Genomic DNA, 26,590 nt, shown 5'->3' on the forward strand with positions numbered 1-26,590 from the left:
CCACCGCTTCTGACCCCTCCCGGGTGGCCACACGGCCGCCCGGGAGGGGTCAGAGGTCTTTCCGGAGTCCCCTGACTCCGCCTTGTTTTCCCCCTTTCCGCGAGGAACGTGAGGAGCGCCCGTGCCCGAGCTGCCCGAGGTCGAAGTCGTCCGCCGCGGCCTTGCGCGCTGGGTCAGCGGCCGCACCATCGACACGGTCGAGGTCCGCCACCCGCGCGCCATCCGCCGGCACACCGCCGGCGCGGAGGACTTCGCCGCCCGGCTCACCGGGCTGCGGGTCGGCCCGGCCCGCCGCCGCGGCAAGTACCTCTGGCTCCCGGTGACCGGCGGCGGCCCGGCCGCCCAGAGCGCGGCCGAGGGCATCGCCCCGGTCGTCACCCCGTCCGTCACCCACGGACTGGCGATCCTCGCCCACCTCGGCATGAGCGGACAGCTGCTGGTCCAGCCGCAGGACGCCCCCGACGAGAAGCACCTGCGGATCCGGATCCGCTTCACCGACGCCGACACCCCCGCCGAGGCCGCCGGCACCGAACTGCGCTTCGTCGACCAACGCACCTTCGGCGGCCTCTCGCTGCACGACACCGTGCCCGGCGACCCCGACCTGCTGCCCGACGTGATCGCGCACATCGCCCGGGACCCGCTTGACCCGGCCTTCGACGACGCCGCCTTCCACGACGCGCTGCGCCGCCGCCGGACCACGATCAAGCGTGCGCTGCTCGACCAGACCCTGATCAGCGGCGTCGGCAACATCTACGCCGACGAGGCGCTGTGGCGCTCCCGGCTCCACTACGACCGGCCGACCGCCACCTTCACCCGGCCCCGCACCGCCGAACTGCTCGGGCACGTCCGGGACGTGATGACCGCCGCGCTGGCCGTCGGCGGCACCAGCTTCGACAGCCTCTACGTCAACGTCAACGGCGAGTCCGGCTACTTCGAGCGGGCCCTGGACGCCTACGGCCGTGAGGACGAGCCCTGCCGCCGCTGCGGCACGCCCATCCGGCGCCGTCCCTGGATGAACCGGTCCAGCTACTTCTGCCCGCGCTGCCAGCGCCCGCCGCGGCCGCACTGAGCCGACCCGGTGGCCGGCGGCACCCGGCTCAGAAGCCGAACTCCTGGGCCCACCACGGGCCGCCCGGACCGAAGTGGGCGCCGACCCCGAGGGTCCTGTACTCGCAGTTGAGGATGTTGGCGCGGTGCTCGGGGTCGTCCATCCAGGAGGCCATCACCGCCCGTGCGTCGGACTGGCCCCGGGCGATGTTCTCCCCGCCCAGGTCCGCTATGCCCTGGTCGAGGGCCCGGTCCCAGGGCGTGCGGCCGTCCGGATCGGTGTGGCCGAAGAACCCGCGCCGCGCCATGTCGTCGCTGAACCGCTCGGCCAGACCGGCCAGTTCGCGGCTGGCGGTGACCGGCGAGCAGCCCGCCCTGGCACGTTCCTGATTGACCAGCGAGACCACCTCGGCCTCGGCCGCGGCCTCGGTGCCGCCGGCGGTCGGGGCGACGGTCGGGCCGGCGGTGGGGGTCGCCGTCGGCCGGGGCGTGGTGGTGCTCGGTCCGCCGGTGGGTTGTGCGGACGGTCGCCCGCCGGTCACCGGGGACGGCGGTGGGGGCGTGGGCGCGGCGGTCCGGGACGCCGACGGCGTGGCGCCGGGCGAGGGCGGAGCCGTGGTGGAGGGAGCCCGTCCGGCGCCCCGGGACGCGCCGGTCCCCTCGCCCCGGCCCGCCGCGTCCGTCGGTGCGGGCGCCGGCGCGGTGGAGCTCTCCTGCGGCCGGGCGTCCGGCAGCACACCGGCACGGACCCGGTCGGCGCGGCCGCTGCCGCCCACCTCGAACCGGCCGCCGCCGGGGACGAGTCCGGACGCGACCGCCACCGCGCCCATCGCCACCGCGGCGGAGGCTCCGAGCAGTCCGGTGCGCACCGGTGCGGTCCGGCGGGCCGCGCGATGGCCGCGGTGTCCGGCGGGCGCGGCCACATCCGTCGGTCCGTCAACAGGCCCCGTACGAGGGCGTTCCGGAGCGTGGGGAGCAGAGCGTCGATGGCGGCCCATCCGCACAAGTTCCTTCCGTGCAGCGTCACGTGACTCACCCGAAAGGGTGAGCCCTCGCTGTCGGGGGACTGTACGCCATGACGTACGGGGCGGATGTGCTTGCTGAGCAATTGGCCGGTTAACGTGCACACATGGAAGAGGAAGTGCGGATGACCGCGTGGGTACGGGGGCGGGTCCAGGGAGTTGGGTTCCGCTGGTTCACCCGAGCGAACGCTTTGCGCATCGGCGGGCTCGCCGGTTTCGCGGTCAATCTCGGCGACGGACGCGTCCAGGTCGTCGCCGAGGGGCCGAAGGACCGCTGCGAGGCGTTGCTGGAGTGGCTCCGCACCGGGGACACGCCCGGGGACGTCAACGGTGTCACTGAGATTTGGGCCACGCCGCGGGGCGGCTACGACGGCTTCGAGATCCGCTGATCGCCCTGGAAAGCGCCGCCCGGACGGCCACGCCGGGCGCTCCCGCGGGTGTGCCTTCGTGAGCTGCTTACAGGAGATAAGCCCTGGTGGTTGCCAACTCGGCCGACCCGTGCAAGGCTGCCGCTGTACGGATGATCTCCACGCCCCGCGGGACCTTTCTGGAGAGTGGGCGCCATGCCCTGGCGACCACACACTCTCAGGTGCCCGAGGATACGGGGCGTGATCGTGTTGACCCTCCATCCGTTTGGTGAGACTCTGGAATCCCCGCGCACCTTAGCTGTTTGGCATTGAGTACACCTGGAGAATGACAAGCACCGCGGGTGCGAATCCCTCACGACCCACACCGCTTCGGTCGGTCACTCATTGTGGAGGACCATCCATCATGGCAAAGGCGCTTCTCGGTTACGTCGGCGGCTCCGACCCCCGAGTCCTCGCCGAGATGCGACGGCTTCAGCAGCGCGTCCAGGACCTCGAATCCGAACTCATTCGGATGCAGGCCGAGAACGACATGCTCTCCGCTGCCGCGCGTCGCGACGATTCGGTGCTCGACATCGACGTACCCCAGGCGGAGCCCGCGCTCACCTGACCCCGACCAGGGTCGGACGGGCTGCACGCCAGCCGCTTGAGGCACCGCACGCTTCGAGATCTGCACGCTTCAAGATCTGCATGTTTCAAGATCTGCACTGCAAGATCTACAAGGGACGCTTCGGCGTCCCTTCGTCGTTCCCCCGTTCCGTGTGCCGTCCTCGGTGATTCTCCCGCCCCTGCGCCGCACGCTGTTTCCGCTTTGGCCGGATGGCATGCCGGCCTCCGGTCACTTGCGTCCCGCGGTGTATCCCCAGCCCCTCGGTGCCGTCCTTACCGCATGATGTGCCCCTCCCTTTACCCGGTGAAACCGGCGGGTTGCATTGCCCGGTGAATGGGAGGGGAACGGCGGTCGATACCCGGGGGTCGTACCGGGCCGCGTCGGTTGCCGGAATGTTGCGGAGAGGTGGCGGGGAGCGGCCGGTAGAGTTCAAAGGCGTGCATCTGAAGAGTCTGACCCTGCGAGGCTTCAAGTCCTTCGCCTCCGCCACGACGCTCCGTTTCGAACCGGGCATCACCTGCGTCGTGGGCCCCAACGGTTCCGGCAAGTCCAACGTCGTGGACGCGCTGTCGTGGGTCATGGGGGAGCAGGGTGCCAAGTCGCTGCGCGGCGGCAAGATGGAGGACGTCATCTTCGCCGGGACGACCGGGCGGCCGCCGCTCGGCCGCGCCGAGGTCTCCCTGACGATCGACAATTCCGACGGCGCGCTGCCCATCGAATACGCCGAAGTCACCCTCACCCGGATCATGTTCCGGAACGGCGGCAGTGAGTACCAGATCAATGGCGACACCTGCCGGTTGCTGGATATCCAGGAACTCCTCTCGGATTCCGGAATCGGCCGCGAGATGCATGTGATCGTCGGCCAGGGACAGCTCGATTCCGTGCTGCACGCCGATCCGATGGGCCGCCGGGCGTTCATCGAGGAGGCGGCCGGCGTGCTCAAGCACCGCAAGCGCAAGGAGAAGGCGCTGCGGAAGCTGGACGCGATGAAGGCCAATCTCGCCCGCGTCCAGGACCTGACCGACGAGCTGCGACGGCAGCTCAAACCGCTGGGGCGGCAGGCCGCGGTCGCCCGGCGGGCCGCGGTCATCCAGGCCGATCTGCGGGACGCCCGGCTGCGGCTGCTCGCCGACGACCTCGTCACGCTGCGCCGGGCGCTCGCCGCCGAGATCGCCGACGAGGCGGCGCTGAAGGAGCGCAAGGAGGCCGTCGAGGAGCGGCTGCGCGCCGCCCAGCAGCGGGAGGCGGCGTTGGAGGCGGAGGCGCGGGCCCTCGCCCCGCGGGTGCAGCGGGCCCAGCAGACCTGGTACGCGCTGTCCCAGCTCGCCGAGCGGGTGCGCGGCACGGTCTCGCTGGCCGAGGCCCGGGTGCGCAGCGCCGCGGCGGCCCCGCCGGAGGAGCGGCGCGGCCGGGACCCCGAGGACATGGAGCGGGAGGCCGCCCGGATCCGCGAGCAGGAGGCGGAGTTGACCGCCGCGCTGGAGGCGGCGAGCCGGGCGCTGGAGGACACCGTCGAGCACCGGGCGGCGCTGGAGCGGCAGTTGGCGGACGAGGAGCGGCACCTGCGGGACGCCGCCCGCGCCCTGGCCGACCGGCGCGAGGGGCTGGCCCGGCTGACCGGGCAGGTCACCGCCGCCCGCGGCCGGGCCGGGTCGGCGCAGGCGGAGATCGGCCGGCTGGCCGAGGCCCGGGACGCCGCCCGGACCCGGGCGGTCGCGGCCCAGGAGGAGTACGAGCAGCTCAAGGCCGAGGTCGACGGGCTGGACGCGGACGACGAGGAGATCACTGGGCGGTACGAGGCGGCCCGACGGGAGCTGGCGGCGGCCGAGTCCGCGCTGACCGCCGCGCGGGAGGCGCTGACCGCGGCCGAGCGGGAGCGCGCCGCGACCGCCGCCCGGCACGACGCGCTCGCCCTCGGGCTGCGCCGCAAGGACGGCGCCGGTGCGCTGCTGGCCGCCGCTGACCGGATCGGCGGGGTGCTCGGACCGGCCGCCGAACTGCTGACCGTCACTCCGGGCTTCGAGGTCCCGGTGGCGGCCGCGCTCGGCGCCGCGGCGGACGCGGTCGCGGTCACCGACCCGGCCGCCGCGGTGGAGGCGCTGCGGCTGCTGCGCAAGGAGGACGCGGGGCGGGCGGCGATGGTGCTGGGCGGCAGCCGGCCGACGCGGGTGCCGGCGCCGGCCCGGGCCATGGAGGCCGAGGAGGCCGTGCCGGTGGCGGCGGTGGAGGGCGTCGAGCGGGCCGGCGGGGAGCCGGTCGCCGGGGCCGGCGGGGCCGGGATGCCGGGGGCGGCCGGCGGTCCCCGGCCCGCCCATGAACTCGTCCACGGGCCGCGGGAGTTGACTGCCTCGGTGGCGCGGCTGCTGCGCGACGTGGTGGTGGTCGGGACGCTGGCGGAGGCCGAGGAGCTGCTCGCGGCGCGGCCGGAGCTGACCGCCGTCACCGCGGAGGGCGATCTGCTCGGGGCGCACTTCGCCCAGGGCGGTTCGGCGGGGGCACCGAGCCTGTTGGAGGTCCAGGCGTCCGTCGACGAGGCGGCGGCCGAGCTCACGGAGCTGGCGGCCCGCTGCGAGGCGCTGACCGAGGCGCGGCGCGCGGCGGAGCTGCGGCGTACCGAGTGCGCGGCGCTGGTCGAGGAGCTGGACGCCCGGCGGCGCGCGGCCGACCGGGAGAAGTCGAAGGTCGCCGGGGACCTGGGGCGGCTCGCCGGGCAGGCTCGGGCCGCCGCCGGGGAGGCGGAACGATCCGCCGCGGCCGCCGCCCGGGCCGAGGAGGCGCTGGCGCGGGCCACCGAGGAGGCGGAGGAACTGGCCGCGCGGCTCGCCGCGGCCGAGGAGGACCCGGGCACGGACGACGAGGAGCCCGACACCTCCGTACGCGACCGGCTGGCCGCCGACGGGGCCAACGCCCGGCAGACGGAGATGGAGGCCCGGCTCCAGGCGCGGACGCACGAGGAGCGGGTCAAGGCGCTCGCCGGGCGGGCGGACTCGCTGGACCGGGCGGCGCGGGCCGAGCGCGAGGCGCGGGCGCGCGCCGAACGGCGGCGCGCCCGGCTGCGCCACGAGGCGGCGGTGGCCGGGGCGGTGGCCTCGGGCGCGCGGCAACTGCTGGCGCACGTCGAGGTGTCGGTGCTCCGGGCCGAGGAGGAACGGGCCGCCGCGGAACGGGCCAAGGACGCGCGGGAGCGGACGCTGGCGGCCGAGCGCGAGCAGGGCCGGGAGCTGACGTCGGAGCTGGACAAGCTGACCGATTCGGTGCACCGGGGCGAGGTGCTCGGCGCGGAGAAGCGGCTGCGGATCGAGCAGTTGGAGGGCCGGGCGCTGGAGGAGCTGGGGGTGGAGCCGGCCGCGTTGGTGGCGGAGTACGGTCCCGATCAGCCGGTCCCGCCGTCCCCGGCGGCCGAGGGCGAGGCGCTGCCCGACACTGCGGCCGACAGCGGCTCGGCCGCGGGCGAGCACCCGCGGAACCAGCCGGTGCCGTACGTCCGGGCCGCGCAGGAGAAGCGGCTCAAGGCAGCCGAGCGGGCGTACCAGCAGCTCGGCAAGGTGAACCCGCTCGCGCTGGAGGAATTCGCGGCGTTGGAGGAGCGGCATCAGTTCCTCAGCGAGCAGCTTGAAGACTTGAAGAAGACCCGGGCCGACCTGCTGCGGGTGGTCAAGGAGGTCGACGAGCGGGTCGAGCAGGTCTTCACCGAGGCGTACCACGACACCGCGCGGGAGTTCGAGGGTGTCTTCGCGCGCCTCTTCCCGGGCGGCGAGGGCCGGCTGGTGCTGACGAACCCGGACGACATGCTGGCGACCGGCGTGGACGTGGAGGCGCGGCCGCCGGGGAAGAAGGTCAAGCGGCTCTCGCTGCTGTCGGGCGGTGAGCGGTCGCTGACCGCGGTGGCGCTGCTGGTGTCGATCTTCAAGGCGCGGCCCAGCCCGTTCTATGTGATGGACGAGGTCGAGGCGGCGCTGGACGACACCAATCTGCAGCGACTGATCCGGATCATGGAGGAGCTCCAGGAGAGCTCCCAGCTGATCGTGATCACGCACCAGAAACGGACGATGGAGGTCGCCGACGCGCTCTACGGCGTGTCGATGCAGGGCGACGGCGTCTCGAAGGTGATCAGCCAGCGGCTGCGCTGAGCCGTTCGGCGGCCCGTCGCGGCGGGTCCGTGAACCCGCCCTTCTGCACCCCCTGAAGATCAATTCAGAACTTGAATGAAGCGTGCGGTGGTTGGGTGAGAAAGACGTCAGCTTTGAGGTATTGACTTCGAAACTTAAAGGCATAGTCTCTGCAACGTTGCTTTTACCTTCAAGTGGTGGGTACCTCCAACGTGTGCACCACTTGTAGGGCCAGCCCCCTACGCCCGGCAGCGCAGCCGGGCCACTGGAGTTCACGTTGACCAGCACCGCGCAGCCGACGGTCCCGGAAGGCCGCAAGGCCCAGCCGGACCACCTCGGCCATGTCATCTTCATCACCGCGGCTGCCGCGATGGGCGGCTTTCTCTTCGGCTACGACAGCTCCGTCATCAACGGCGCCGTCGAGGCGATCCGCAGCCGCTACGACGTCGGGTCCGCCGGCCTCGCGCAGGTGATCGCCATCGCCCTGATCGGCTGCGCCATCGGCGCCGCCACCGCCGGCCGGATCGCCGACCGGATCGGCCGGATCCGGGTCATGCAGATCGCCGCGGTGCTCTTCACCATCAGCGCCATCGGCTCCGCGCTGCCGTTCGCGCTGTGGGACCTGGCGGTGTGGCGCGTCCTGGGCGGCATCGCGATCGGTATGGCCTCGGTCATCGGCCCGGCCTACATCGCCGAGGTCTCGCCGCCCGCCTACCGTGGCCGGCTCGGCTCCTTCCAGCAGGCCGCCATCGTCATCGGCATCGCCATCTCCCAGCTCGTGAACTGGGGCATCCTCAACCTCGCCAACGGTGAGCAGCGCGGCAAGATCGCCGGCCTGGAAGCCTGGCAGTGGATGCTCGGCGTGATGGTCATCCCCGCGATCCTGTACGGCCTGCTCTCCTTCGCGATCCCCGAGTCGCCGCGCTTCCTGATCTCCGCCGGCAAGCTCGACCGCGCCAAGGAGGTGCTCGGCGAGGTCGAGGGCCACACGGTGGACCTCGACGCCCGGGTCACCGAGATCCAGGACGCGATGCGCCGCGAGCACAAGTCGACCTTCAAGGACCTGCTCGGCGGCAAGGGCGGCTTCCTGCCGATCGTCTGGGTGGGCATCGGCCTCTCCGTCTTCCAGCAGCTGGTCGGCATCAACGTCGCCTTCTACTACTCCTCGACGCTGTGGCAGTCGGTCGGCATCAACCCGGAGGGCTCGTTCTTCTACAGCTTCACCACCTCGATCATCAACATCGTCGGTACCGTGATCGCGATGATCTTCGTCGACCGGATCGGCCGCCGCCCGCTGGCGCTGATCGGCTCCGCCGGTATGGCCATCGCGCTCGCCCTGGAGGCGTGGGCCTTCTCCGCCAAGACCGCGGCCGGCACCCTGCCGTCCGCCGAGGGCACCGTGGCGCTGATCGCCGCGCACGGCTTCGTCCTCTTCTTCGCGCTCTCCTGGGGCGTCGTGGTCTGGGTCCTCCTCGGCGAGATGTTCCCCAACAAGATCCGTGCCGCCGCGCTGGGCGTCGCCGCCTCCGCGCAGTGGATCGCCAACTGGGCGATCACGGCCAGCTTCCCCAGCCTCTCGGACTGGAACCTGTCCGGCACCTACGTGATCTACGCGGTCTTCGCTCTGCTCTCGATCCCCTTCGTGCTCAAGTTCGTGAAGGAGACCAAGGGCAAGGCGTTGGAGGAGATGGGCTAACCCCCCCCGCCAGCCCTCTCCTCAGTTCTCGCTGCTGCCCCGGCTCACCCGAGCCGGGGCAGCGGTGGTTTTCCCGGCCGGACGCACCGCGGGGGCCCTAGCCAAGGAGTCCGCTGCCGTCGGGTATCTCCACCCAGCGGCGGGGTGGGCCGGTCACCGGTGCCGGGTCCGTCACCCGCAGGCCGGCCGTGGCGGCGGCGTACCCCAGCTCGTTCGCGCCGTACATGCCCTTCGGCCGGGACCAGCTCCAGAAGCGGTAGTGCCAGTGCCCCTCGGGCTCGTCCCCGTACGGTGGGAGGCCGATCTCCTCGGTTAGCGCGGTGCGGCCGTCGCGGGAGAGGGTGCCGAAGGTGCCGCCGGCGGGGTTGACGTACAGGCCGTAGGCGGCGGTGCCGACGGAGAGGGCGTCCAGCAGCCGGTCGGTGCTCAGCAGGTACGAGGACGGTTGGCGCAGCACACAGCCGCCGGGCACCCCCGTCACCCCCACCCGGCGGTGGGACTCCTCGGCGTCGTGCGCGTCGAAGCCGTAGGGGCCGGTGGCGTCGGGGTCCGCGTCGGCGTCCGGGGCGAGCACCGGGCAGTCGCGCGGGTCCCGGCCCAGCCGCCGGACCGCCTCCGCCTCGTCGATCCCCACCACGAACGCCACCGAGGCGCCGTCGGTGTGCGCTCCCCGGAACACCGCCGCCTGCTCGTCCGCCGCCCGCTGCGCGGCGCGCTCCTCGGGCGTCAGCGGCACCGCTCCCGGCAGACCGGCGAACAGCGGGGCCAGGGCACAGGTCAGCGCCAGACGGCCGGGGGAGCGGCCGGCGACCTGCGGGCTCCAGGCGTCGGCGCCGGCCTGCAGCAGCAGCGCGGCGTTCTCCTCGGCGCCGTGGCAGACGGCGTGCCACAGCGGGGTGCAGCCCTGTGCGTCCGGTGCGTCCACCGCTGCGCCGCGGTCGAGGAGTGCGGCGACGGACTCGGGGGAGCCGTGGGCCGCGGCCAGGTGCAGCGGGGTCTCCTGGGGGTGGCCCGGCACGAGGGCCTGCGGATCGGCGCCGTTGGCCAGCCGGGCCAGCACCAGCGCGGTGTCCCGCCAGTGGAACGGGGCCAGCAGCTCCCAGTCGCCGCGCGCGGGGTGCGGGTCGGGCGGGGACCACGGCTGCGGCTCGGACTCGGGCGGCGGGGCCAGGATCTCCGCCGGGCCCGGGCCGGCGGTGAGGAACCCCCGCGATTCCTCACCCGTCGTCGGTGGGGCAGGTGGGGCAGGTGGGGCAGGTGGGGCAGGTGGGGCAGGTGGGGCCGGTGGGGCGGCGTCCGGCCAGATCTCCAGCGCCTCGCCGGCCGCCGCCCGCAGCGGCCCGGCGTCGAAGACCGTCACCGTCTCGGGGACCTGCTCGTCCGGCCACTCGACCACGAGTTGGGTGGCGCCGGCGGGCGGCAACTGCGAGAGGTGCAGCTCCAGTTCGTAGTGGAAGGCGCCGCCGGAGCCGCCGCCCAGCCGCAGCGTCGGGTGCGGCGGCCCGGCCGTCGGCAGTGGCGCGCCGTCGAGCGTGGTGACCTTCCGCCCGTCGGCCAGCAGCAGTCCGCAGCGCAGCGCCCCGTCGCGCGGCCCGCCGTACGGCGAGGTCCGGCCGCCGGGTCGGATCCGTCGCAGGAAGAGCGACAGCCGCATCGTCACCGACCGCGGCCAGACCTCCCAGCCGGTGAGCACGATCCGCACGTCCGGGCCGGCGCCGGCCTCGGCGACCTGCGGGAGCCGCGCCGGGACGAACCAGTGCGAGGGCGCGAACTCCTCGTCCTCCGCGGGCGCGTAGGCGCGCAACTCCAAGGTCTCGTCAGGGGGTTCGGGTGGGGGAGGGGACGCGGGCAGACCGTCGAAGAAGCTCATGCATCGATCGTGGCACCCGGCACTGACAATCGGCGTGCCGCGCGCGCCGCCCGGCGCGCGTCACTCCGTCAGCCGCGGCAGCACCTTCTCCGCGAACAGCCGCAGCGACCGCCATCCCTCCTCGACGGGCATCCCGCCGCACAGCGGATGCAGGATCAACGTGCCCCGGGCGCCGTCCTCTTGGGCCAGTTCGACGCAGTCGTCCGGCGTGACGATCCGGTACACGCCCTCCGCGCGCAGCGCCGCGGCGTCCCGCGCGGCGGAGCGCACCGCGGAGCGGCTCCCGGTGGACTGCCACGCCGCGTACCGCTGCGCCTCGTACAGCAGGTGGTCGCCGTGCTCGGCCCAACTCCGGTCCGGATCCTCGGAGATGTGCAGCAGACAGGTGCGCGGCGGCGGTTGGAGCACCCAGCCGTCGGTGCCGGCGGCGGCGCACTGCTCGTGGTAGTAGCGCTCCAGCTCCGGCAGGTGGGCGCTGGGGAAGAGCGGCAGTCCCAAGCGGGCCGCGCGCCGGGCCGCGGGCCGCGAGGCGCCCCCGACGAGCAGCGGCGGATGCGGCCGGGAGTACGGGCGCGGGGTGACCTGGACCGTGCGCCCCTGGTAGGTGAACGGTTCGCCGGTCCAGGCGTTGAGCAGTGTTTGCAGCACCTCGTCCTGGAGGGCGCCGCGGTCGCGCCACTCCTTGCCGTGTGCCGCGTACTCCTCGGGCCGGTAACCGAGACCGGCGACGGTGACCAGCCGGCCGCCGCCGAGCAGATCGAGCACCGCGATGTCCTCGGCCAGCCGCAGCGGGTCGTGCAGGGGGGTGATCAGGGCGGAGACGGTGACGCCGATCCGGCGGGTGGTGCCGAGGACGGCGCCCGCGAAGGCGAGCGGGGAGGGCATCCAGCCGTTGTCGGTGGCGTGGTGCTCCTCGGTCTGGATCATGCCCAGGCCGTGCTCGTCGGCGTACCGGGCCATCTCGACGGCGGCCCGGTAGCGGGCGGAGAGGTCCGCGGGCGCGGCCGGTGGTCCGGCGAGGTTGATGCGCAGGACCGTGGTGGGTGCGGTGGTGCCGGCAGACATGGCAGGTCCCCTTCGCCAGAGCAGGTGGCGAAGGGGACCGTAGCTGACGATACGTCAGACCGCCAGGTTCATGGTCGGGAACCGGCCGCGGGTCAGCCGACCTCGACGGTCGCCGGCTCCTCGTCGACCTCGGGGGCCGGCGCCGCGGCGGGGGTCTCCGGGGCGGCAGGCAGGACCGCGAAGATCACCGCGGCGATCAGGATGGTGGCCGCCCAGCCCAGGCCGTTCTCGCCGATCCAGGTGCCGGCCAGCGGGCCGGTGAACCACTGCACCTTGGTGAAGCACAGGCCCGCGACCAGCGCGACCGCCCAGGCCGTCATGGCCTGCCAGCAGAAGCCGCCCTTGTACCAGTAGCGGCTGGTCCGGTCGATGTTCATCAGGCTCTCCGCGTGGTAGCGGACCGCCTTCTTGCGGCGGCGGAGCATGTCGATGGCGTAGACGCCGATCCAGGCGGAGAAGGAGACCGCGAGCAGCGTCAGGAAGGCGATGAACTGGCCCACGAAGTCCTTGGCCACCAGCATCATGAACAGCCCGCCGATCAGGCTGATCGCGGCGTTGATGCTGACCGCCAGGGCGCGCGGCAGCTTGACGCCCATGGTCTGCGCGGTGAAGCCCGCGGAGTACATCGACAGGCTGTTGATCAGCATCATGCCGATCAGCGCGGTGATCAGGTACGGGATCGCGATGGCCGACGGCAGCACCTGGCCCAGGAAGGACATCGGGTCGGTGTTCTGGTTGGCCAGCTCCGGGTTGGAGACGGCCATCACGCCGCCCATGACCACCATCGGGACCAGCACCAGGGCGGCACCCGAGACGGTGGTGCCGACGATCTTCTTGCCGGAGGCGGAGTGCGGCAGGTAGCGCGCGAAGTCCGGACCGGTGGGCACCCAGCTGAGACCGCCGGCCGCGATGGTGCCGATGCCCGCGATCATCATGGCGCCGCTGCCCGGCGACTTGGCGAAGATGGCGCCCCACGGCATCTCGACGATCAGGTAGACCAGGACGACGACGCTGATGAGGCTGAAGAGGTACGTGGAGTACTTGTTGCAGACGTTGAGCGCCTTGCGGCCCATGCCGCTCACCAGGAAGGTGCAGGCGACGAAGCCCAGCAGGGTCACCACGACCAGCACGTTGTTGGTCTTGATGCCGAACACCAGGCGGAGCACGGTCAGGATCGCGTAGGCGCCGCTGACCGCGTTGATCGTCTCCCAGCCGAAGCGGGCGACCCACAGGATCGCGCCCGGGAAGTAGTTGCCGCGCACGCCGAAGGCGGCCCGGGAGAGCATCGCGCCCGGCGCGCCGCCCCACTTCCCGGAGACCGACAGCAGGCCGACGATGCCGAACGAGATGGTCGACGCGATCGCGGCGACCACCAGTACCTGCCAGAAGTTCAGACCGTTGTTGATCACCAGCGAGGCGCCCATGGTGAGCAGCAGCACGCTGATGTTGGCGGCCACCCAGGTCGGGAAGAGCTCGCGGACCCGGCCCCGGCGTTCGTGGTCGGGAACCGGCTCGATTCCGCGGGTCTCGACGGCGCCGTCGACTTCTGGGGTGGACGTGGGTGCGGACGTGGTGCTGGTGCCCATGGGTGCGGCCGTCTCCGTGCGGGGGTCTGGGGGGCACCCCCCGGGGAGGAGGTGCAGGCAGCGGCTGTGGTGCCTGGCCAGAAAGTGGTTGCCAGGACTCTACGCGCGTTGCGCAGCCGTCCACCATCGTACTTTGGTCCAACTTCTACTGGTCCGCCCCCTTGGACCCCTTGACGATGACACGGAATCGGCGATCCTGTCGATGGATCCAGTCACACCACCCTGATCAGGACATACAAGACGTGATGGACTGCCTGGCAGGCGAACCGGAGACTCCCCTTCCGTACTTGCCGACGGTTCCGCACCCCGCGCGGAGCCCGTCGGAGAGATGCATGTCTCGTTTGAGCGCCGTTGGCCGGCCACCGTCCGGACGCCGAACGGCGGGATAACGACGCCCCGGGCATGAGGCATCGGAATTGGTGCAAGGTGATCCCGATGAACGACAGCGACCACCCGCAGGAGGCCGATGTGTCCGGCATGACGTGTCAGTGGTGCCAGGGCACCGGCTATGTGTCCCAGGCCCTGGCCTACGCCCCCGGCGTCGATCCGTTCAGGGGCCCCTACGAGACCGTCCAGCGGGCCGGCGAGTGCCGGCACTGCCGGGGGTCGGGGACATACGACTCGCACCGCGACCCCACGCTGGAGCGCTGGCGCCCGGAGGAGCGCAGGGAGTCCTGAGGAGGAGCACCGAGGAGCCCCGGGAGCCGGGGCGGCCCCACCGGGACCCGGGGCGGAACCCCGCGCGCGTGCGGCCGTCCCCGGTGGGGCGTGGCTGATACTGGAGGGGTTATGGAAACCGTCATCCTTGCTGTAGTCATCGCCGTGGTCGTGCTCGGCGCGATCAGCGGGCTCGTCGTCAGCGGCCGCAAGAAGAAGCAGCTGCCGCCGCCCCCGCCGGCCACCCCCAAGCCCTCCGTCACCGCGCCCCCCGCCGAACCGCAGGTCGGCGAGGAGGCCGAGACCCCGCGCGACGAAGAACGTCGCACCATCGAAGAAGTCGAGCTGCCCGTCGCCGAGGCCCCCGCGGCCGAGGCCGAGGCGCCCGTCGCCGAGCCGGAGGCGCCCGCGGCGCCCGCCGTCGAGGTCCCCGAGCCGACCGCCGGCCGCCTGGTCCGGCTGCGCGCCCGCCTCGCCCGCTCCCAGAACACCCTCGGCAAGGGCCTGCTGACCCTGCTGTCCCGCGAACACCTCGACGAGGACACCTGGGAGGAGATCGAGGACACCCTCCTCACCGCCGACGTCGGCGTCGCCCCCACCCAGGAACTGGTCGAGCGGCTCCGCGAGCGGGTCAAGGTGCTCGGCACCCGCACCCCCGAAGAGCTGCGCCGGCTGCTCCGCGAGGAGCTGCTCGCGCTCATCGGCACCGACACCGACCGCACCGTGCACACCGCCAACGGCATCGGCAACGGCGGCGACGAGATCCCCGGCGTCGTGCTGGTCGTCGGCGTCAACGGCACCGGCAAGACCACCACCACCGGCAAGCTCGCCCGCGTCCTGGTCGCCGACGGCAAGTCCGTGGTGCTCGGCGCGGCCGACACCTTCCGTGCCGCCGCCGCCGACCAGCTCCAGACCTGGGGCGAGCGGGTCGGGGCCCGTACGGTCCGCGGCCCCGAGGGCGGCGACCCGGCGTCCATCGCCTTCGACGCGGTCAAGGAGGGCATCGCCGAGTCCGCCGATGTTGTCCTGATCGACACCGCCGGCCGGCTGCACACCAAGACCGGCCTGATGGACGAGCTGGGCAAGGTCAAGCGCGTCGTCGAGAAGCACGGCCCGGTCGGCGAGGTGCTGCTCGTCCTCGACGCCACCACCGGTCAGAACGGCCTGGTGCAGGCGCGGGTCTTCGCCGAGGTCGTGGACATCACCGGCGTGGTGCTCACCAAGCTCGACGGCACCGCCAAGGGCGGCATCATCATCGCCGTCCAGCGCGAACTGGGCGTTCCGGTCAAGCTGGTCGGCCTGGGCGAGGGCCCGGACGACCTGGCGCCGTTCGAGCCCGAGGCGTTCGTGGACGCACTGATCGACTGACCGGCCGGCTGAGCCAGCGGCACGGCATGACGGCGGCGGCCCCCGCCACCCGCGGACGACGGGTGACGGGGGCCGCCGCCGTTTCCCCGGGACCTGTCGTCACCTTCCGGCTGCCCCGGTCGGAGCGCCCGCGGCGCACGGATCAGGCCAAGCCGGCGGGCCGGCGCCGCCCGTGCAGACATCCGGCCAATGCGGAACGGCGCCGCACCGGCCCGCGCGGCAGGCGGTGGGCCGACGACGAAACGATTTGCCCTCGTTCAGCGGACCGGCAGCCCGGCCGGGGCGACGGCCGCCCGGCCCGCCGCCCGGTTGCACACATACGCCAGCGCCCCCAGCAGCAGCCGGGCCTGCGGCGGCCGGCCGGCGGTGTCCAGGGTCGGCGGGCGCAGCCAGCGCATCGGCCCCAGACCGCCGAAGTCGGACGGCGGCGCGGTGATGTGGTCGCCGGGGCCCAGTGGGCGAAGGTCCAGATCCGCGTCGTCCCACCCCATGCGGTAGAGGAGGTCGGGGAGCGCCGCGGCCGCCCCCGGGGCGACGAAGAACAGCGCGCGCCCGGTGGGCGCGGCGGCCACCGGTCCCAGCGGCAGGCCCATCCGCTCCAGCCGCACCAGCGCGCCCCGGCCCGCGTCCTCCGGCACGTCGAGGATGTCGAAGGTGTGGCCCACCGGGAGCAGCACCGCCGCGCCCGGCGTCTCGGCCCAGGCGGCCAGCGCCTTCTCCAGCGTCGCGCCGGCCGCCAGCTCCCGGCCGAAGGAGAGCGGATGGGCGCCCGGGGACGGGCAGTCCGGGACACCGCACGAACACTCCGTCCGGCCGCCGGCCCGGACCGCGCGGGCCCCCGGGACGACGTCCCACCCCCACAGCCCCGTGTACTCCGCCACCGCGGTGCCCTCGGCCGAGCGGACGCGGCGGCGCGACCCGGAACGGAGGTCCAGGATGCCGCCGATCGTGAAACCCATGCCCCCTCCAACGGGTGGCGCGTACGAGTGGTTACGAGTCGGGGAGTTGACGAGGAGACGGTTCTTCACGCTGGTGTTCACGCTCCGTCGGCGGTCCGCGGTGCCGGTGGTGTCGCGTCGTATGTCGGGTGGTGCGATGCGGTGTGCACGCCCTGGCGCGCTCCGCTCCGCCTCTCCCCGTACGACCTGTGTCAAGTCAATCGCGAGAGCCGGTCGGGGAGTTCCATCGAAGGGGTGGCGAATGGTGGCGTTTCCGCAATCGACCTCCCGACGGGCGTGATCGTAGGATTACTTTCGGTGCACGAACCCGGAGAGGCACCCTTCGCACTGGTATGCCGGTGGCAACGTCCGTGCGGGCGGCGGCCGGAGGTGTGGCCGGATTCCGCGGTCGGGTAGATGTAGCGCGGAACGGGCGCCGCAACAGGCGGCATCCTGTGGGGGATTCGCGGACGAGCGCTATCGGAATGGGGGCATCCCTGTGGGCGGCATGGACGGCACCGCCGGCTCCACCAGCACGAGCGGCACGGATGCCGTCAAGCGTCCCAACGCGCAGTTGGGCTCGTGGTTCATGCGCAGCGGCTGGTCCAAGGGCGAGCTGGCGCGGCAGGTCAACCGCCGGGCGCGCCAGATGGGCGCCCACCACATCAGCACCGACACCTCCCGGGTGCGCCGCTGGCTGGATGGCGAGCAGCCCCGGGAGCCCATCCCGCGGATCCTCTCCGAACTCTTCTCCGAACGCTTCGGCTGCGTGGTCGGCGTCGAGGAGCTCGGGCTGCGCTCGGCGCACCAGTCCCCGTCCGTCTCCGGCGTGGACCTCCCCTGGGCCGGCCCCCAAACGGTCAACCTCATCAGCGAGTTCACCCGCAGCGACCTGATGCTGGCCCGCCGCGGCTTCCTGGGCACCTCCCTCGCGCTCGCCGCCGGCCCCACCCTCGTCGAGCCGATGCAGCGCTGGCTGGTGCCGGTGCCCGTCGCCCCGGGCGAGGTCCCCGCGCAGCTCGACCGGGCCCGCCGCCCGGCCCGGCTCTCCCGGCCCGAACTGGAGCTGCTGGAGGCCACCACCGCGATGTTCCGGCAGTGGGACGCCCAGTGCGGCGGCGGCCTGCGGCGCAAGGCGGTGGTCGGCCAGCTCCACGAGGTCACCGACCTCCTCCAGGAGCCCCAGTCGCCCGAGGTGTCCAAGCGGCTGTTCAAGGTCGCCGCCGAACTCGCCGAACTGGCCGGCTGGATGAGCTACGACATCGGCCTCCAGCCGACCGCCCAGAAGTACTTCGTGCTCGCGCTGCACGCCTCCAAGGAGGCCGGCGACCGCCCCCTGGGCTCGTACATCCTCTCCAGCATGAGCCGGCAGATGATCCACCTCGGCCGGCCCGACGACGCCCTGGAGCTGATCCACCTCGCCCAGTACGGCAGTCGGGAGACCGCCACCCCCCGTACCCAGGCGATGTTGTATGCGATGGAGGCCCGCGCCTACGCCGGCATGGGCCAGCCCAGCAAGGTCAAGCGGGCGGTGCGGATGGCCGAGGACACCTTCTCCGACATCGCCCCCGGCGAGACCGAGCCGGACTGGATCCGCTTCTTCTCCGAGGCCGAGCTGAACGCCGAGAACGCCCACTCCTACCGCGACCTCGCCTATGTGGCCGGCCGCAGCCCCACCTACGCCTCGCTCGCGGAACCGGTCATGCGGCGCGCCGTCGAACTGTTCGGCAAGGACCCCGAGCACCAGCGCTCCTACGCGCTCAACCTGATCGGCATGGCCACCGTCCACCTGCTCCAGAAGGAGCCGGAGGCGTGCGCCGTGATGGCCCAGCAGGCGATACCGTTCGCCCGCCAGGTCCGCTCCGAACGGGTCAACACCCGGCTCCGCAAGACGGTGGACACCGCGGTGCGGGAATTCGGGACCGTCAGCGAGGTGATCAAGCTCAGCGACGAGCTCTCCCGCCAGCTCCCGGAGACCGCCTTCGCCGGCTGACCCGACCGCTCGCCGGATCCCTGAGGATCTCGGAATTCATCGGCGCGTAACACGGAGGACCACTTCGTCACCCCGGTGAAACACCGGCAAGGTTTGGCCGAAACGGCGCCGCGACACTCTCATCGCGAAGCCGGCCCACCCCACACCCGCACGGGCCGCATCGACGACGAGGAGACGCCGATGCCCCCAGGCATCCTTACGCTCGCAGACGGCCTCGCGGAGAAAGCCACCCTCAGTCCCGCCAACACCGGGTTCATGCTCATCTGCTCCGCGCTGGTGATGCTCATGACGCCCGGCCTGGCGTTCTTCTACGGCGGCATGGTCCGGGTCAAAAGCGTCCTGAACATGCTGATGATGAGCTTCATCAGCCTGGGCATCGTCACGCTCCTGTGGGTGCTCTACGGCTTCGGGCTCGCCTTCGGCACCGACACCGGCGGCATCATCGGCTGGAGCAGCGACTTCGCCGGCCTCGGCCACATCGGCCTGACCCAGCTGTGGGGCACCACCACCATCCCCGTCTACGTCTTCGCCGTCTTCCAGCTGATGTTCGCGGTGATCACCCCCGCGCTGATCAGCGGAGCCCTCGCCGACCGGGTGAAGTTCACCGCCTGGGCGCTGTTCATCGCGCTGTGGGTGACCGTCGTCTACTTCCCCGTCGCCCACTGGGTGTGGGGCGACGGCGGCTGGCTGTTCAAACTGGGCGTCATCGACTTCGCCGGCGGCACCGCGGTGCACATCAACGCCGGTGCCGCGGCGCTCGGCGTGATCCTCGTCGTCGGCAAGCGCATCGGCTTCAAGAAGGACCCGATGCGGCCGCACAGCCTGCCGCTGGTGATGCTCGGCGCCGGTCTGCTGTGGTTCGGCTGGTTCGGCTTCAACGCCGGCTCCTGGCTCAACAACGACGACGGCGTGGCCGCGGTCGCCTTCGTCAACACCCAGGTCGCCACCGCCGCCGCGATGCTCGGCTGGCTCGCCTACGAAAAGCTCCGGCACGGCTCGTTCACCACCCTCGGCGCGGCCTCCGGCGCGGTCGCCGGACTGGTCGCCATCACCCCCGCCTGCGGTGCGGTCAGCCCGCTCGGCGCCATCGCGATCGGCGTGATCGCCGGGGTGCTGTGCGCCATGGCCGTCGGCCTCAAGTACAAGTTCGGCTATGACGACTCCCTGGACGTCGTCGGCGTCCACCTCGTCGGCGGCATCGTCGGCTCGCTGCTGATCGGGCTGTTCGCCACCGGTGGCGTGCAGAGCGACGCCAAGGGCCTCTTCTACGGGGGCGGCTTCGGCCAGCTCGGCAAGCAGACCGTCGGCGTGGTGTGCGTCCTGCTGTACTCGCTGGTCGTCTCCTACGTCCTTGCCAAGGCCATCGACCTGGTGATGGGCTTCCGGGTCGGCGAGGACGAGGAGATCACCGGCGTCGACCAGGCCGCGCACGCCGAGACCGCGTACGACTTCGCCGGCGCGGGCGGTGGCACGACGGCCCGCAGGACCACGGCCCTGGGCGAAACCCCGACCAAGAAGGTGGACGCGTGAAGCTCATCACGGCAGTAATCAAGCCGCACCGGCTCGACGAGGTGAAGGACGCCCTGCAGGTGTTCGGCGTGCACGGCCTGACCGTCACCGAGGCCAGCGGCTACGGACGGCAGCGCGGGCACACCGAGGTGTACCGGGGCGCCGAGTACACCGTCGACCTGGTGCCCAAGATCAGGATCGAGGTGCTCGTCGAGGACGCGGACGTCGAGGAGCTGGTGGAGGTCGTGGTCAAGGCCGCCCGCACCGGCAAGATCGGCGACGGGAAGGTGTGGAGCGTCCCCGTCGAGGAGGCCGTACGGGTGCGGACCGGGGAGCGCGGACCCGACGCGCTGTGAGCCGCAGGCCGAGGGCGGCGGGGTGCGGCGGAAGCGCCGCGGGGGACAACACGACCGAGGAGAGCCCGAGTTGACCGAGAGCGTCGAACCCAGCGCACACCCCGCCGCCACGGCCCCGGCGGACGCACCCGGCGGCTACCCCGCCGCCCGGCTGCGCCTCCTCCGGGACGACGGCGCCGCCGGCCCCGACCGCCGCGCCGCCCTCGCCCGGCTCACCGACGACTGGCTCGCCGCCCTGCTGGCCGAGGCGTCCGCCCCTGCCTCCAGCGGCCGCGCCGCCCGCGGCCCGGCCGCTCCGGGCACCGCGCTGGTCGCCGTCGGCGGCTACGGCCGCGGCGAACTGTCCCCCCGCAGCGACCTCGACCTCCTGCTGCTGCACGACGGTCATGCCGCCCCCGGCGACCTCGCCGGCCTCGCCGACCGCCTCTGGTACCCCGTCTGGGACCTCGGCCTGGACCTCGACCACTCCGTCCGCACCCCCGCCGAGGCCCGCCGCGCCGCCCGCGACGACCTCAAGGTGCAACTGGGCCTGCTCGACGCCCGCCACGTCGCCGGCGACCCCGCACTGACCGCCGCGCTCCGCACCGCCGCCTACGCCGACTGGCGGGAATGCGCCCCCCGGCGGCTGCCCGAACTCCGCGAACTCTGCCAACAGCGCGCCGCCCGCCAGGGCGAACTCCAGTACCTCCTCGAACCCGACCTCAAGGAGGCCCACGGCGGCCTGCGGGACGCCACCGCACTGCGGGCCATCGCCGCCTCCTGGCTCGCCGACGCCCCCCGCGGTGGACTGGAGGCCGCCCGCACCCGGCTCCTGGACACCCGGGACGCCCTCCACCTCACCACCGGGCGCGCCACCGACCGGCTCTCCCTCCAGGAGCAGGACCAGGTCGCCGGCGCCCTCGGCCTGCTCGACGCGGACGCCCTGCTCCGCCGGACCTACGAATCCGCCCGCACCATCGCCTACGCCGCCGACGTCACCTGGCGCGAGGTCGGCCGGGTGCTGCGCGCCCGATCCGTCAAACCGGTGCTGCGCGGGCTGCTGCACGGCCGCACCGCCGACCGCGGCGAACGCTCACCGCTCGCCGACGGCGTCGTCGAACTCGACGGCGAGGCGGTGCTGGCCCGCACCGCCCGCCCCGAACGCGACCCCGTCCTGCTGCTGCGCGCCGCCGCGGCCGCCGCCCAGGCCGGACTGCCGCTGGCCACCCACGCCATCCGCCGCTGCGCCGCCACGCACGCCGCCGCACTGCTGCCGGTGCCCTGGCCAGCCGAGGCCCGCGAGCAGCTGGTCACCCTGCTCGGCGCCGGCGCGCACACCGTCCCCGTATGGGAGGCCCTGGAGGCCGAGGGCGTCATCGCCCGCCTGCTGCCCGACTGGGAGCGCGTCCGCTGCCGCCCCCAGCGCAACCCCGTGCACACCTGGACCGTCGACCGCCACCTGGTCGAGACCGCGGTCCGCGCCGCCGCACTGACCCGCCGCGTCCACCGGCCCGACCTGCTGCTGGTTGCCGCCCTGCTGCACGACATCGGCAAGGGCTGGCCCGGCGACCACGCGGTGGCCGGCGAGACCATCGCCCGCGACGTGGCCGCCCGGCTCGGCTTCGGCCCCGGCGACACCGAGGTGATCGCCGCCCTCGTCCGGCATCACTTGCTGCTCATCGAGACCGCCACCCGGCGCGACCTGGACGACCCGGAGACCGTCGGAGCGGTCGCCGACGCCGTCGGCAGCCCCGGCACCCTGGAACTCCTGCACGCCCTCACCGAGGCCGACGCGCTCGCCACCGGGCCCGCCGCCTGGAGCTCCTGGCGCGCCGGCCTCGTCTCCGGCCTCGTCCAGCGCGTCGCCGACCGGCTCGCCGGGGAGCCCGCGCCGGACCCGCGCGGCACCGACGTCCCCACCGCCGAACAGGAGCGCCTGGCCGTCGAGGCCGCGCGCACCGGCGGCCCCGCCCTGGCCCTGCACACCCGCCCGGAGACCGCACCGCCGGACGCCGCCCCGGCCGACGCCGACCCGGAACCGGTCGGCGTGGAACTCCTCATCGCCGTCCCTGACCAGCCCGGCGTGCTGCCCGCCGCGGCCGGCGTGCTGGCCCTGCACCGCCTCACCGTCCGCGCCGCCGACCTGCGCACCCTGGACCCCATCGGACAGGGCCCGGTGCTGCTGCTCAGCTGGCGGGTGGCCGCCGAGTACGGCTCGCTGCCCGAGGCCGGCCGGCTCCGCGCCGACCTGGTCCGCGCCCTGGACGGCTCCCTCGACGTCCCCGGCCGCCTCGCCGAACGCGAACGCGCCTACGCCCGCCGCTCCCGCGCCGCCCTGGCCCCGCCGCCCCGCGTCACCATCGCCGCCGGCAGCTCCCGCACCGCCACCGTCATCGAGGTCCGGGCGCAGGACGCGCACGGACTGCTGCATCGGATCGGCCGGGCCCTGGACGCGGCGGGGGTCGCCGTGCGCAGCGCCCACATCAGCACGCTGGGCGCCAACGCCGTGGACGCCTTCTACGTCACGGGGCCGGACGGGACGCCGCTGCCCGACGCGGTGGCCCACAAGGTGGCCGAGGCGGTCGAGGCCGCGCTCCAGTGATACCGGGCGGGATGCGCTCCGGGGCGCGCTCCACCGGCGGCCGGAGCACGGGCCGGGCGCGGGCCAGAGAGGGTTCGCTTGCGGGGCCCGATACCCTAGAACCCGACTGGACCTTAAGCCCCCGACCCCGAGGATCGACGACCGCCGTGTTCGATACGCTTTCCGACCGCTTGGCGAGTACTTTCAAAAACCTCCGGGGCAAGGGCCGCCTGAGCGAGGCGGACATCGACGCCACCGCGCGGGAGATCCGGATCGCCCTGCTGGAAGCCGACGTCGCGCTGCCGGTCGTCCGCGCCTTCATCAAGCAGGTCAAGGAGCGCGGGCTCGGCTCCGAGGTCAGCCAGGCGCTGAACCCGGCCCAGCAGGTCATCAAGATCGTCAACGAGGAGCTCATCGGCATCCTCGGCGGCGAGACCCGGCGCCTCCGCTTCGCCAAGCAGCCGCCGACGGTGATCATGCTGGCCGGTCTGCAGGGTGCCGGTAAGACCACCCTCGCCGGCAAGCTCGGCCGCTGGCTCAAGGGCCAGGGGCACTCGCCGCTGCTGGTCGCCTGCGACCTCCAGCGCCCCAACGCCGTCAACCAGCTCCAGGTCGTCTCCGAGCGCGCCGGCGTCGGCTTCTACGGCCCCGAGCCGGGCAACGGCGTCGGCGACCCGATCCAGGTCGCCAAGGACTCGATCGAGTACGCCCGCACCAAGCAGTTCGACGTCGTGGTCGTCGACACCGCCGGCCGCCTCGGCATCGACGCCGAGATGATGCAGCAGGCCGCCGACATCCGCGACGCGGTCAGCCCCGACGAGGTCCTCTTCGTCGTCGACGCGATGATCGGTCAGGACGCGGTCAACACCGCCGAGGCGTTCCGCGACGGCGTCGGCTTCGACGGCGTGGTGCTCTCCAAGCTGGACGGCGACGCCCGCGGTGGTGCCGCGCTCTCCATCGCGCACGTCACCGGCAAGCAGATCATGTTCGCCTCCAACGGCGAGAAGCTGGACGACTTCGACGCGTTCCACCCGGACCGCATGGCGTCCCGCATCCTCGGCATGGGCGACATGCTCTCGCTCATCGAGAAGGCCGAGCAGACCTTCAGCCAGCAAGAGGCCGAGAAGATGGCGGCCAAGCTGGCGAAGGGCCCCAAGGAGTTCACCCTCGACGACTTCCTGGCCCAGATGGAGCAGGTCCGCAAGATGGGCTCCATCTCCAAGCTGCTCGGCATGCTGCCCGGCATGGCGCAGATGAAGGAGCAGATCAACAACCTCGACGAGCGCGAGGTCGACCGCACGGCCGCCATCATCAAGTCGATGACCCCGGCCGAGCGCCAGGACCCGACGATCATCAACGGCTCGCGCCGGGCCCGCATCGCCCGCGGTTCCGGTGTGGACGTCAGCATGGTCAAGAACCTCGTCGAGCGGTTCTTCGACGCGCGCAAGATGATGTCGCGGATGGCCCAGGGCGGCGGCATGCCCGGCATGCCCGGCATCCCCGGCATGGGGGGCGGCGCCGCCCGGAAGAAGAAGCAGATCAAGCAGGCCAAGGGCAAGCGCAAGAGCGGCAACCCGATGAAGCGCAAGGCCGACGAGGAGGCCGCGGCGGCGCGCCGCGAGGCGGCCGCGACCGGCAACCCGCTCGGCCTGCCGCAGGCCGGCCAGGAACCGCAGAACTTCGAACTCCCCGAAGAGTTCAAGAAGTTCATGAACTGAGCGGCACCCGCACCACCCGACGAGCCCCCGGCCACCCCTGCGTGGCCGGGGGCTCGTCCGTCGCGTTCCGGGGCACGCTCTAGCGGGTCCGCGCGATCAGATACCGGAAGACGTTCGCCATCCAGAGCGTCCCGTCTCCCCGCTGATACGGATGGAGCGCCTCGACCAGCTCCTTCTCCACCTGCCGCGGCCCGGCCGCCTCCAACGCCCCGTCGAACAGGCCCGTCGACAGCATCCCGCGCACCGCGCTCGCCATGTCCGCGTACCCGAACGGGCAGGCCACCCGCCCCGACCCGTCGGGCCGCAGCCCCGTCCGTTCCGCCAGCTCCTCCAGGTCGTCCCGGCCGGCCGGCCGCCAGCCCGCGCCGAAACCCGGCGCCGGGGCGGCGAGCCGCTGCGCCACCCGCAGCACGCCGGCCGCCGCACACCGCTCCACCGGGCCCCAGCCACCCAACACCACGGCGCTGCCCCGTTCGGCCAGCGCGGTCGCCGCGGTCAGCGCCGCGGCCAGCTCCTGGGCACCGCCGCCGCAGCCCACCGGGTGGAACGCCGTGATCACGGTGAACGCCGCACCCTTGGGCGCCGCGTCCGCCAGCCCGCCGCTGACCAGCCGGGTGACCTCCGGCATGCCGTCCGGCGTGAGCCGCTCGCGCGCCAGCTCCAACCGGCGCTCGTCCGCGTCCACGCCGCTGACCTGCGCCCCGCGCGCCGCCGCGAGCAGCAGCGCCAGCCCGGACCCGCAGCCCAGCCCCAGCAGCCGGGTGCCGGGCCCGATGCCCAGCCGGTCGTACGCGGCCTCGTAGAGGGGCACCAGCATCCGCTCCTGGATCTCCGCCCAGTCACGGGCGCGGGTGCCGGTCGGCGCGGCCGGGCCGTCATCGTGCACGGACCCGGTGTTCGGAAGCTGGTGCCGCACGAGCGTGGGAGACATCGATAGCGCCCCTATTCGCCGAGAACCCGAAGCTGATCAGTACCGTCCGCCCCCGTGTTTCCGAGCGTTGTGCGCCCCCGCGATCCAGACAACTGCGCATCCGACCGGGCGTCCAGAGGGTGCGCCGGGGTTTGGCTCCCGCGCGCCCCTGTGTGCGCCGCCCACCGCACTCCCGGAGCGCCGTTCCAGGGTGCCCCGGGGAGTGCCGTCCCGCCACGGCAGCGGCGCCGCAGGTCGCCCCGGCCCTCGCCTCCCGCGTGTCGCCGCCGGATCCCGCTGTCCTACGGTGGACGGGTGGGGTCGGTGTCCACGGCTCCTCATACCGCCGGTAACATCGCCGCGCGTCCGACGCCCTGACATGCGGCGGGCTTACGCCATGTGGTGTACGCGGGGGTACGCGCCCTACGTACCGGCTTGCCGCCCCAGGGGCGCCTTCTCCGCAGATCGGCGTACCGGGCACGGGCCACGCCCCATGCCCGGAAACTGACCGGTACGTGCAAATTATTTGGGATGCCCCGGAATCGGAACACTGGGAGACCCCGGCTCGTTGTCACGACGTGAGCACGACACCGCCTGTTCTCGCCGCCGAGCTGGCGCTCGCGTGGGCCGACATTCAACGGCACCACCCCGAGCTGCCGGACCTGGCCGCGCCCGAATCCCTGATCGGAGAGTCGTCGTCCGCCTGTGGCGCCGAGCTCTCCTTCGAACGGCTGCTCCATGAGGCAGTCCACGGCATCGCCGCCGCCCGCGGCATCCGCGACACCTCCCGGGCAGGCCGCTACCACAACCGCCGGTTCCTGGCGATCGCCGAGGAGCTGGGCCTGGACCACACCGAAGAGCCGCATCCCAGCAGCGGCTTCTCGCTGGTCGCACTCAACCCCGAGGCGAGACGGCGCTACCGCCCCACCATCGAGCGGCTCACCAGAGCCCTCAAGGCCCACAGTGCCGCCACCGCCACCGACACCACCCGCAGCTTCCGCGGACCGGCCGCCCGGCACGGCTCCTCCGGGGGCGGTGTCCGCGTCAAGGCCGTCTGCGACTGCGGGCGCAATGTGCGGGTCGTCCCCTCCGTGCTGGCCCAGGCGCCGATCGTCTGCGGCGGCTGCGGCAAGCCCTTCCGGATCCCCGAGGTGGCCGCGGTCGGCTGACCCTCGGGCGTGTGGCACAATTGCCTGCTGTACTCGACAGTC

Annotated in this window: 19 protein-coding genes; 13 read left to right on the forward strand and 6 right to left on the reverse strand. The window is 73.0% G+C overall.

What is annotated here, in order from left to right; all coding sequences use genetic code 11:
* The first annotated feature begins 121 nt into the window (after positions 1 to 121).
* Positions 122 to 1,069, forward strand: coding sequence for a bifunctional DNA-formamidopyrimidine glycosylase/DNA-(apurinic or apyrimidinic site) lyase (gene mutM / locus JNO44_RS29800; RefSeq protein WP_039632434.1), 948 nt, complete (start codon positions 122 to 124; stop codon positions 1,067 to 1,069).
* Positions 1,070 to 1,097: 28 nt separating this feature from the next.
* Here mutM and JNO44_RS29805 read toward each other — a convergent pair whose 3' ends face one another.
* The gene (locus JNO44_RS29805) at positions 1,098 to 2,045 is read right to left on the reverse strand and encodes a CAP domain-containing protein (protein WP_205366814.1); all 948 of its coding nucleotides are present in this window, start codon (positions 2,043 to 2,045) and stop codon (positions 1,098 to 1,100) included.
* Between the two features lie 131 nt (positions 2,046 to 2,176).
* Here JNO44_RS29805 and JNO44_RS29810 point away from each other — a divergent pair, with 131 nt between their 5' ends.
* From JNO44_RS29810 to JNO44_RS29825, 4 genes are all read left to right on the forward strand, one after another.
* Positions 2,177 to 2,458: an acylphosphatase gene (locus JNO44_RS29810; protein WP_205366815.1), complete on the forward strand. Its 282-nt coding sequence runs from the start codon at positions 2,177 to 2,179 to the stop codon at positions 2,456 to 2,458.
* A gap of 382 nt (positions 2,459 to 2,840) precedes the next feature.
* Entirely contained in the window at positions 2,841 to 3,044 is a 204-nt protein-coding gene (locus tag JNO44_RS29815; RefSeq protein WP_039632428.1) for a hypothetical protein, read from the forward strand.
* Positions 3,045 to 3,481: 437 nt separating this feature from the next.
* Complete coding sequence (locus JNO44_RS29820) at positions 3,482 to 7,174, forward strand: chromosome segregation SMC family protein (protein WP_205366816.1); 3,693 nt, start codon at positions 3,482 to 3,484, stop codon at positions 7,172 to 7,174.
* A 256-nt stretch (positions 7,175 to 7,430) separates the two neighbouring features.
* On the forward strand, positions 7,431 to 8,849 hold the full coding sequence (locus JNO44_RS29825) for a sugar porter family MFS transporter (RefSeq protein ID WP_073447679.1): 1,419 nt from the start codon (positions 7,431 to 7,433) through the stop codon (positions 8,847 to 8,849).
* A 97-nt stretch (positions 8,850 to 8,946) separates the two neighbouring features.
* Here JNO44_RS29825 and JNO44_RS29830 read toward each other — a convergent pair whose 3' ends face one another.
* From JNO44_RS29830 to JNO44_RS29840, 3 genes are all read right to left on the reverse strand, one after another.
* Positions 8,947 to 10,719, reverse strand: coding sequence for an ankyrin repeat domain-containing protein (locus tag JNO44_RS29830; RefSeq protein WP_205366817.1), 1,773 nt, complete (start codon positions 10,717 to 10,719; stop codon positions 8,947 to 8,949).
* A gap of 60 nt (positions 10,720 to 10,779) precedes the next feature.
* Positions 10,780 to 11,784, reverse strand: coding sequence for an LLM class flavin-dependent oxidoreductase (locus JNO44_RS29835; protein ID WP_205366818.1), 1,005 nt, complete (start codon positions 11,782 to 11,784; stop codon positions 10,780 to 10,782).
* A 92-nt stretch (positions 11,785 to 11,876) separates the two neighbouring features.
* Positions 11,877 to 13,370: a purine-cytosine permease family protein gene (locus JNO44_RS29840; protein ID WP_205366819.1), complete on the reverse strand. Its 1,494-nt coding sequence runs from the start codon at positions 13,368 to 13,370 to the stop codon at positions 11,877 to 11,879.
* Positions 13,371 to 13,805: 435 nt separating this feature from the next.
* On the opposite strand from JNO44_RS29840, the gene JNO44_RS29845 reads away from it, so the two are divergent.
* Entirely contained in the window at positions 13,806 to 14,048 is a 243-nt protein-coding gene (locus JNO44_RS29845; protein WP_073447683.1) for a hypothetical protein, read from the forward strand.
* A 111-nt stretch (positions 14,049 to 14,159) separates the two neighbouring features.
* Entirely contained in the window at positions 14,160 to 15,395 is a 1,236-nt protein-coding gene (gene ftsY, locus JNO44_RS29850) for a signal recognition particle-docking protein FtsY (RefSeq protein WP_205366820.1), read from the forward strand.
* Positions 15,396 to 15,652: 257 nt separating this feature from the next.
* On the opposite strand, the gene JNO44_RS29855 is transcribed toward ftsY, so the two are convergent.
* Complete coding sequence (locus JNO44_RS29855) at positions 15,653 to 16,354, reverse strand: bifunctional DNA primase/polymerase (protein WP_205366821.1); 702 nt, start codon at positions 16,352 to 16,354, stop codon at positions 15,653 to 15,655.
* Positions 16,355 to 16,841: 487 nt separating this feature from the next.
* On the opposite strand from JNO44_RS29855, the gene nsdA reads away from it, so the two are divergent.
* From nsdA to ffh, 5 genes are all read left to right on the forward strand, one after another.
* On the forward strand, positions 16,842 to 18,326 hold the full coding sequence (gene nsdA / locus JNO44_RS29860; protein WP_205366822.1) for a transcriptional repressor NsdA: 1,485 nt from the start codon (positions 16,842 to 16,844) through the stop codon (positions 18,324 to 18,326).
* A 180-nt stretch (positions 18,327 to 18,506) separates the two neighbouring features.
* On the forward strand, positions 18,507 to 19,856 hold the full coding sequence (locus JNO44_RS29865) for an ammonium transporter (protein WP_205366823.1): 1,350 nt from the start codon (positions 18,507 to 18,509) through the stop codon (positions 19,854 to 19,856).
* Positions 19,853 to 20,191, forward strand: coding sequence for a P-II family nitrogen regulator (locus JNO44_RS29870; protein ID WP_205366824.1), 339 nt, complete (start codon positions 19,853 to 19,855; stop codon positions 20,189 to 20,191). The genes JNO44_RS29865 and JNO44_RS29870 overlap by 4 nt, the downstream gene beginning before the upstream one ends.
* A 70-nt stretch (positions 20,192 to 20,261) precedes the next feature.
* Positions 20,262 to 22,772 carry a [protein-PII] uridylyltransferase gene (locus JNO44_RS29875; protein ID WP_205366825.1) on the forward strand — a complete coding sequence of 837 codons (2,511 nt, stop codon included), beginning with the start codon at positions 20,262 to 20,264 and terminating at the stop codon, positions 22,770 to 22,772.
* Positions 22,773 to 22,918: 146 nt separating this feature from the next.
* The gene (gene ffh / locus JNO44_RS29880; protein ID WP_205366826.1) at positions 22,919 to 24,469 is read left to right on the forward strand and encodes a signal recognition particle protein; all 1,551 of its coding nucleotides are present in this window, start codon (positions 22,919 to 22,921) and stop codon (positions 24,467 to 24,469) included.
* A 79-nt stretch (positions 24,470 to 24,548) separates the two neighbouring features.
* On the opposite strand, the gene JNO44_RS29885 is transcribed toward ffh, so the two are convergent.
* Positions 24,549 to 25,400, reverse strand: a complete 852-nt coding sequence (locus JNO44_RS29885) for a methyltransferase domain-containing protein (RefSeq protein WP_205366827.1) — start codon at positions 25,398 to 25,400, stop codon at positions 24,549 to 24,551.
* A gap of 557 nt (positions 25,401 to 25,957) precedes the next feature.
* Here JNO44_RS29885 and JNO44_RS29890 point away from each other — a divergent pair.
* Positions 25,958 to 26,548 (forward strand): hypothetical protein, encoded by a 591-nt coding sequence (locus JNO44_RS29890; protein ID WP_205366828.1) that lies wholly within the window; start codon positions 25,958 to 25,960, stop codon positions 26,546 to 26,548.
* The last annotated feature ends 42 nt before the right edge of the window (positions 26,549 to 26,590 follow it).

The sequence above is a fragment of the Streptomyces noursei genome, assembly GCF_016917755.1.
GTDB lineage: Bacteria > Actinomycetota > Actinomycetes > Streptomycetales > Streptomycetaceae > Streptomyces > Streptomyces yunnanensis.

Bases quoted from the DNA above. Each gene is read 5' to 3' on its own strand.
- JNO44_RS29805 (WP_205366814.1), bottom strand. From the start codon at position 2,045: ATGGGCCGCCATCGACGCTCTGCTCCCCACGCTCCGGAACGCCCTCGT.
- JNO44_RS29865 (WP_205366823.1), top strand. From the start codon at position 18,507: ATGCCCCCAGGCATCCTTACGCTCGCAGACGGCCTCGCGGAGAAAGCC.
- nsdA (WP_205366822.1), top strand. From the start codon at position 16,842: ATGGACGGCACCGCCGGCTCCACCAGCACGAGCGGCACGGATGCCGTC.
- JNO44_RS29845 (WP_073447683.1), top strand. From the start codon at position 13,806: ATGAACGACAGCGACCACCCGCAGGAGGCCGATGTGTCCGGCATGACG.
- ftsY (WP_205366820.1), top strand. From the start codon at position 14,160: ATGGAAACCGTCATCCTTGCTGTAGTCATCGCCGTGGTCGTGCTCGGC.
- JNO44_RS29810 (WP_205366815.1), top strand. From the start codon at position 2,177: ATGGAAGAGGAAGTGCGGATGACCGCGTGGGTACGGGGGCGGGTCCAG.
- JNO44_RS29835 (WP_205366818.1), bottom strand. From the start codon at position 11,784: ATGTCTGCCGGCACCACCGCACCCACCACGGTCCTGCGCATCAACCTC.
- JNO44_RS29840 (WP_205366819.1), bottom strand. From the start codon at position 13,370: ATGGGCACCAGCACCACGTCCGCACCCACGTCCACCCCAGAAGTCGAC.
- JNO44_RS29815 (WP_039632428.1), top strand. From the start codon at position 2,841: ATGGCAAAGGCGCTTCTCGGTTACGTCGGCGGCTCCGACCCCCGAGTC.
- JNO44_RS29885 (WP_205366827.1), bottom strand. From the start codon at position 25,400: ATGTCTCCCACGCTCGTGCGGCACCAGCTTCCGAACACCGGGTCCGTG.
- JNO44_RS29855 (WP_205366821.1), bottom strand. From the start codon at position 16,354: ATGGGTTTCACGATCGGCGGCATCCTGGACCTCCGTTCCGGGTCGCGC.
- JNO44_RS29830 (WP_205366817.1), bottom strand. From the start codon at position 10,719: ATGAGCTTCTTCGACGGTCTGCCCGCGTCCCCTCCCCCACCCGAACCC.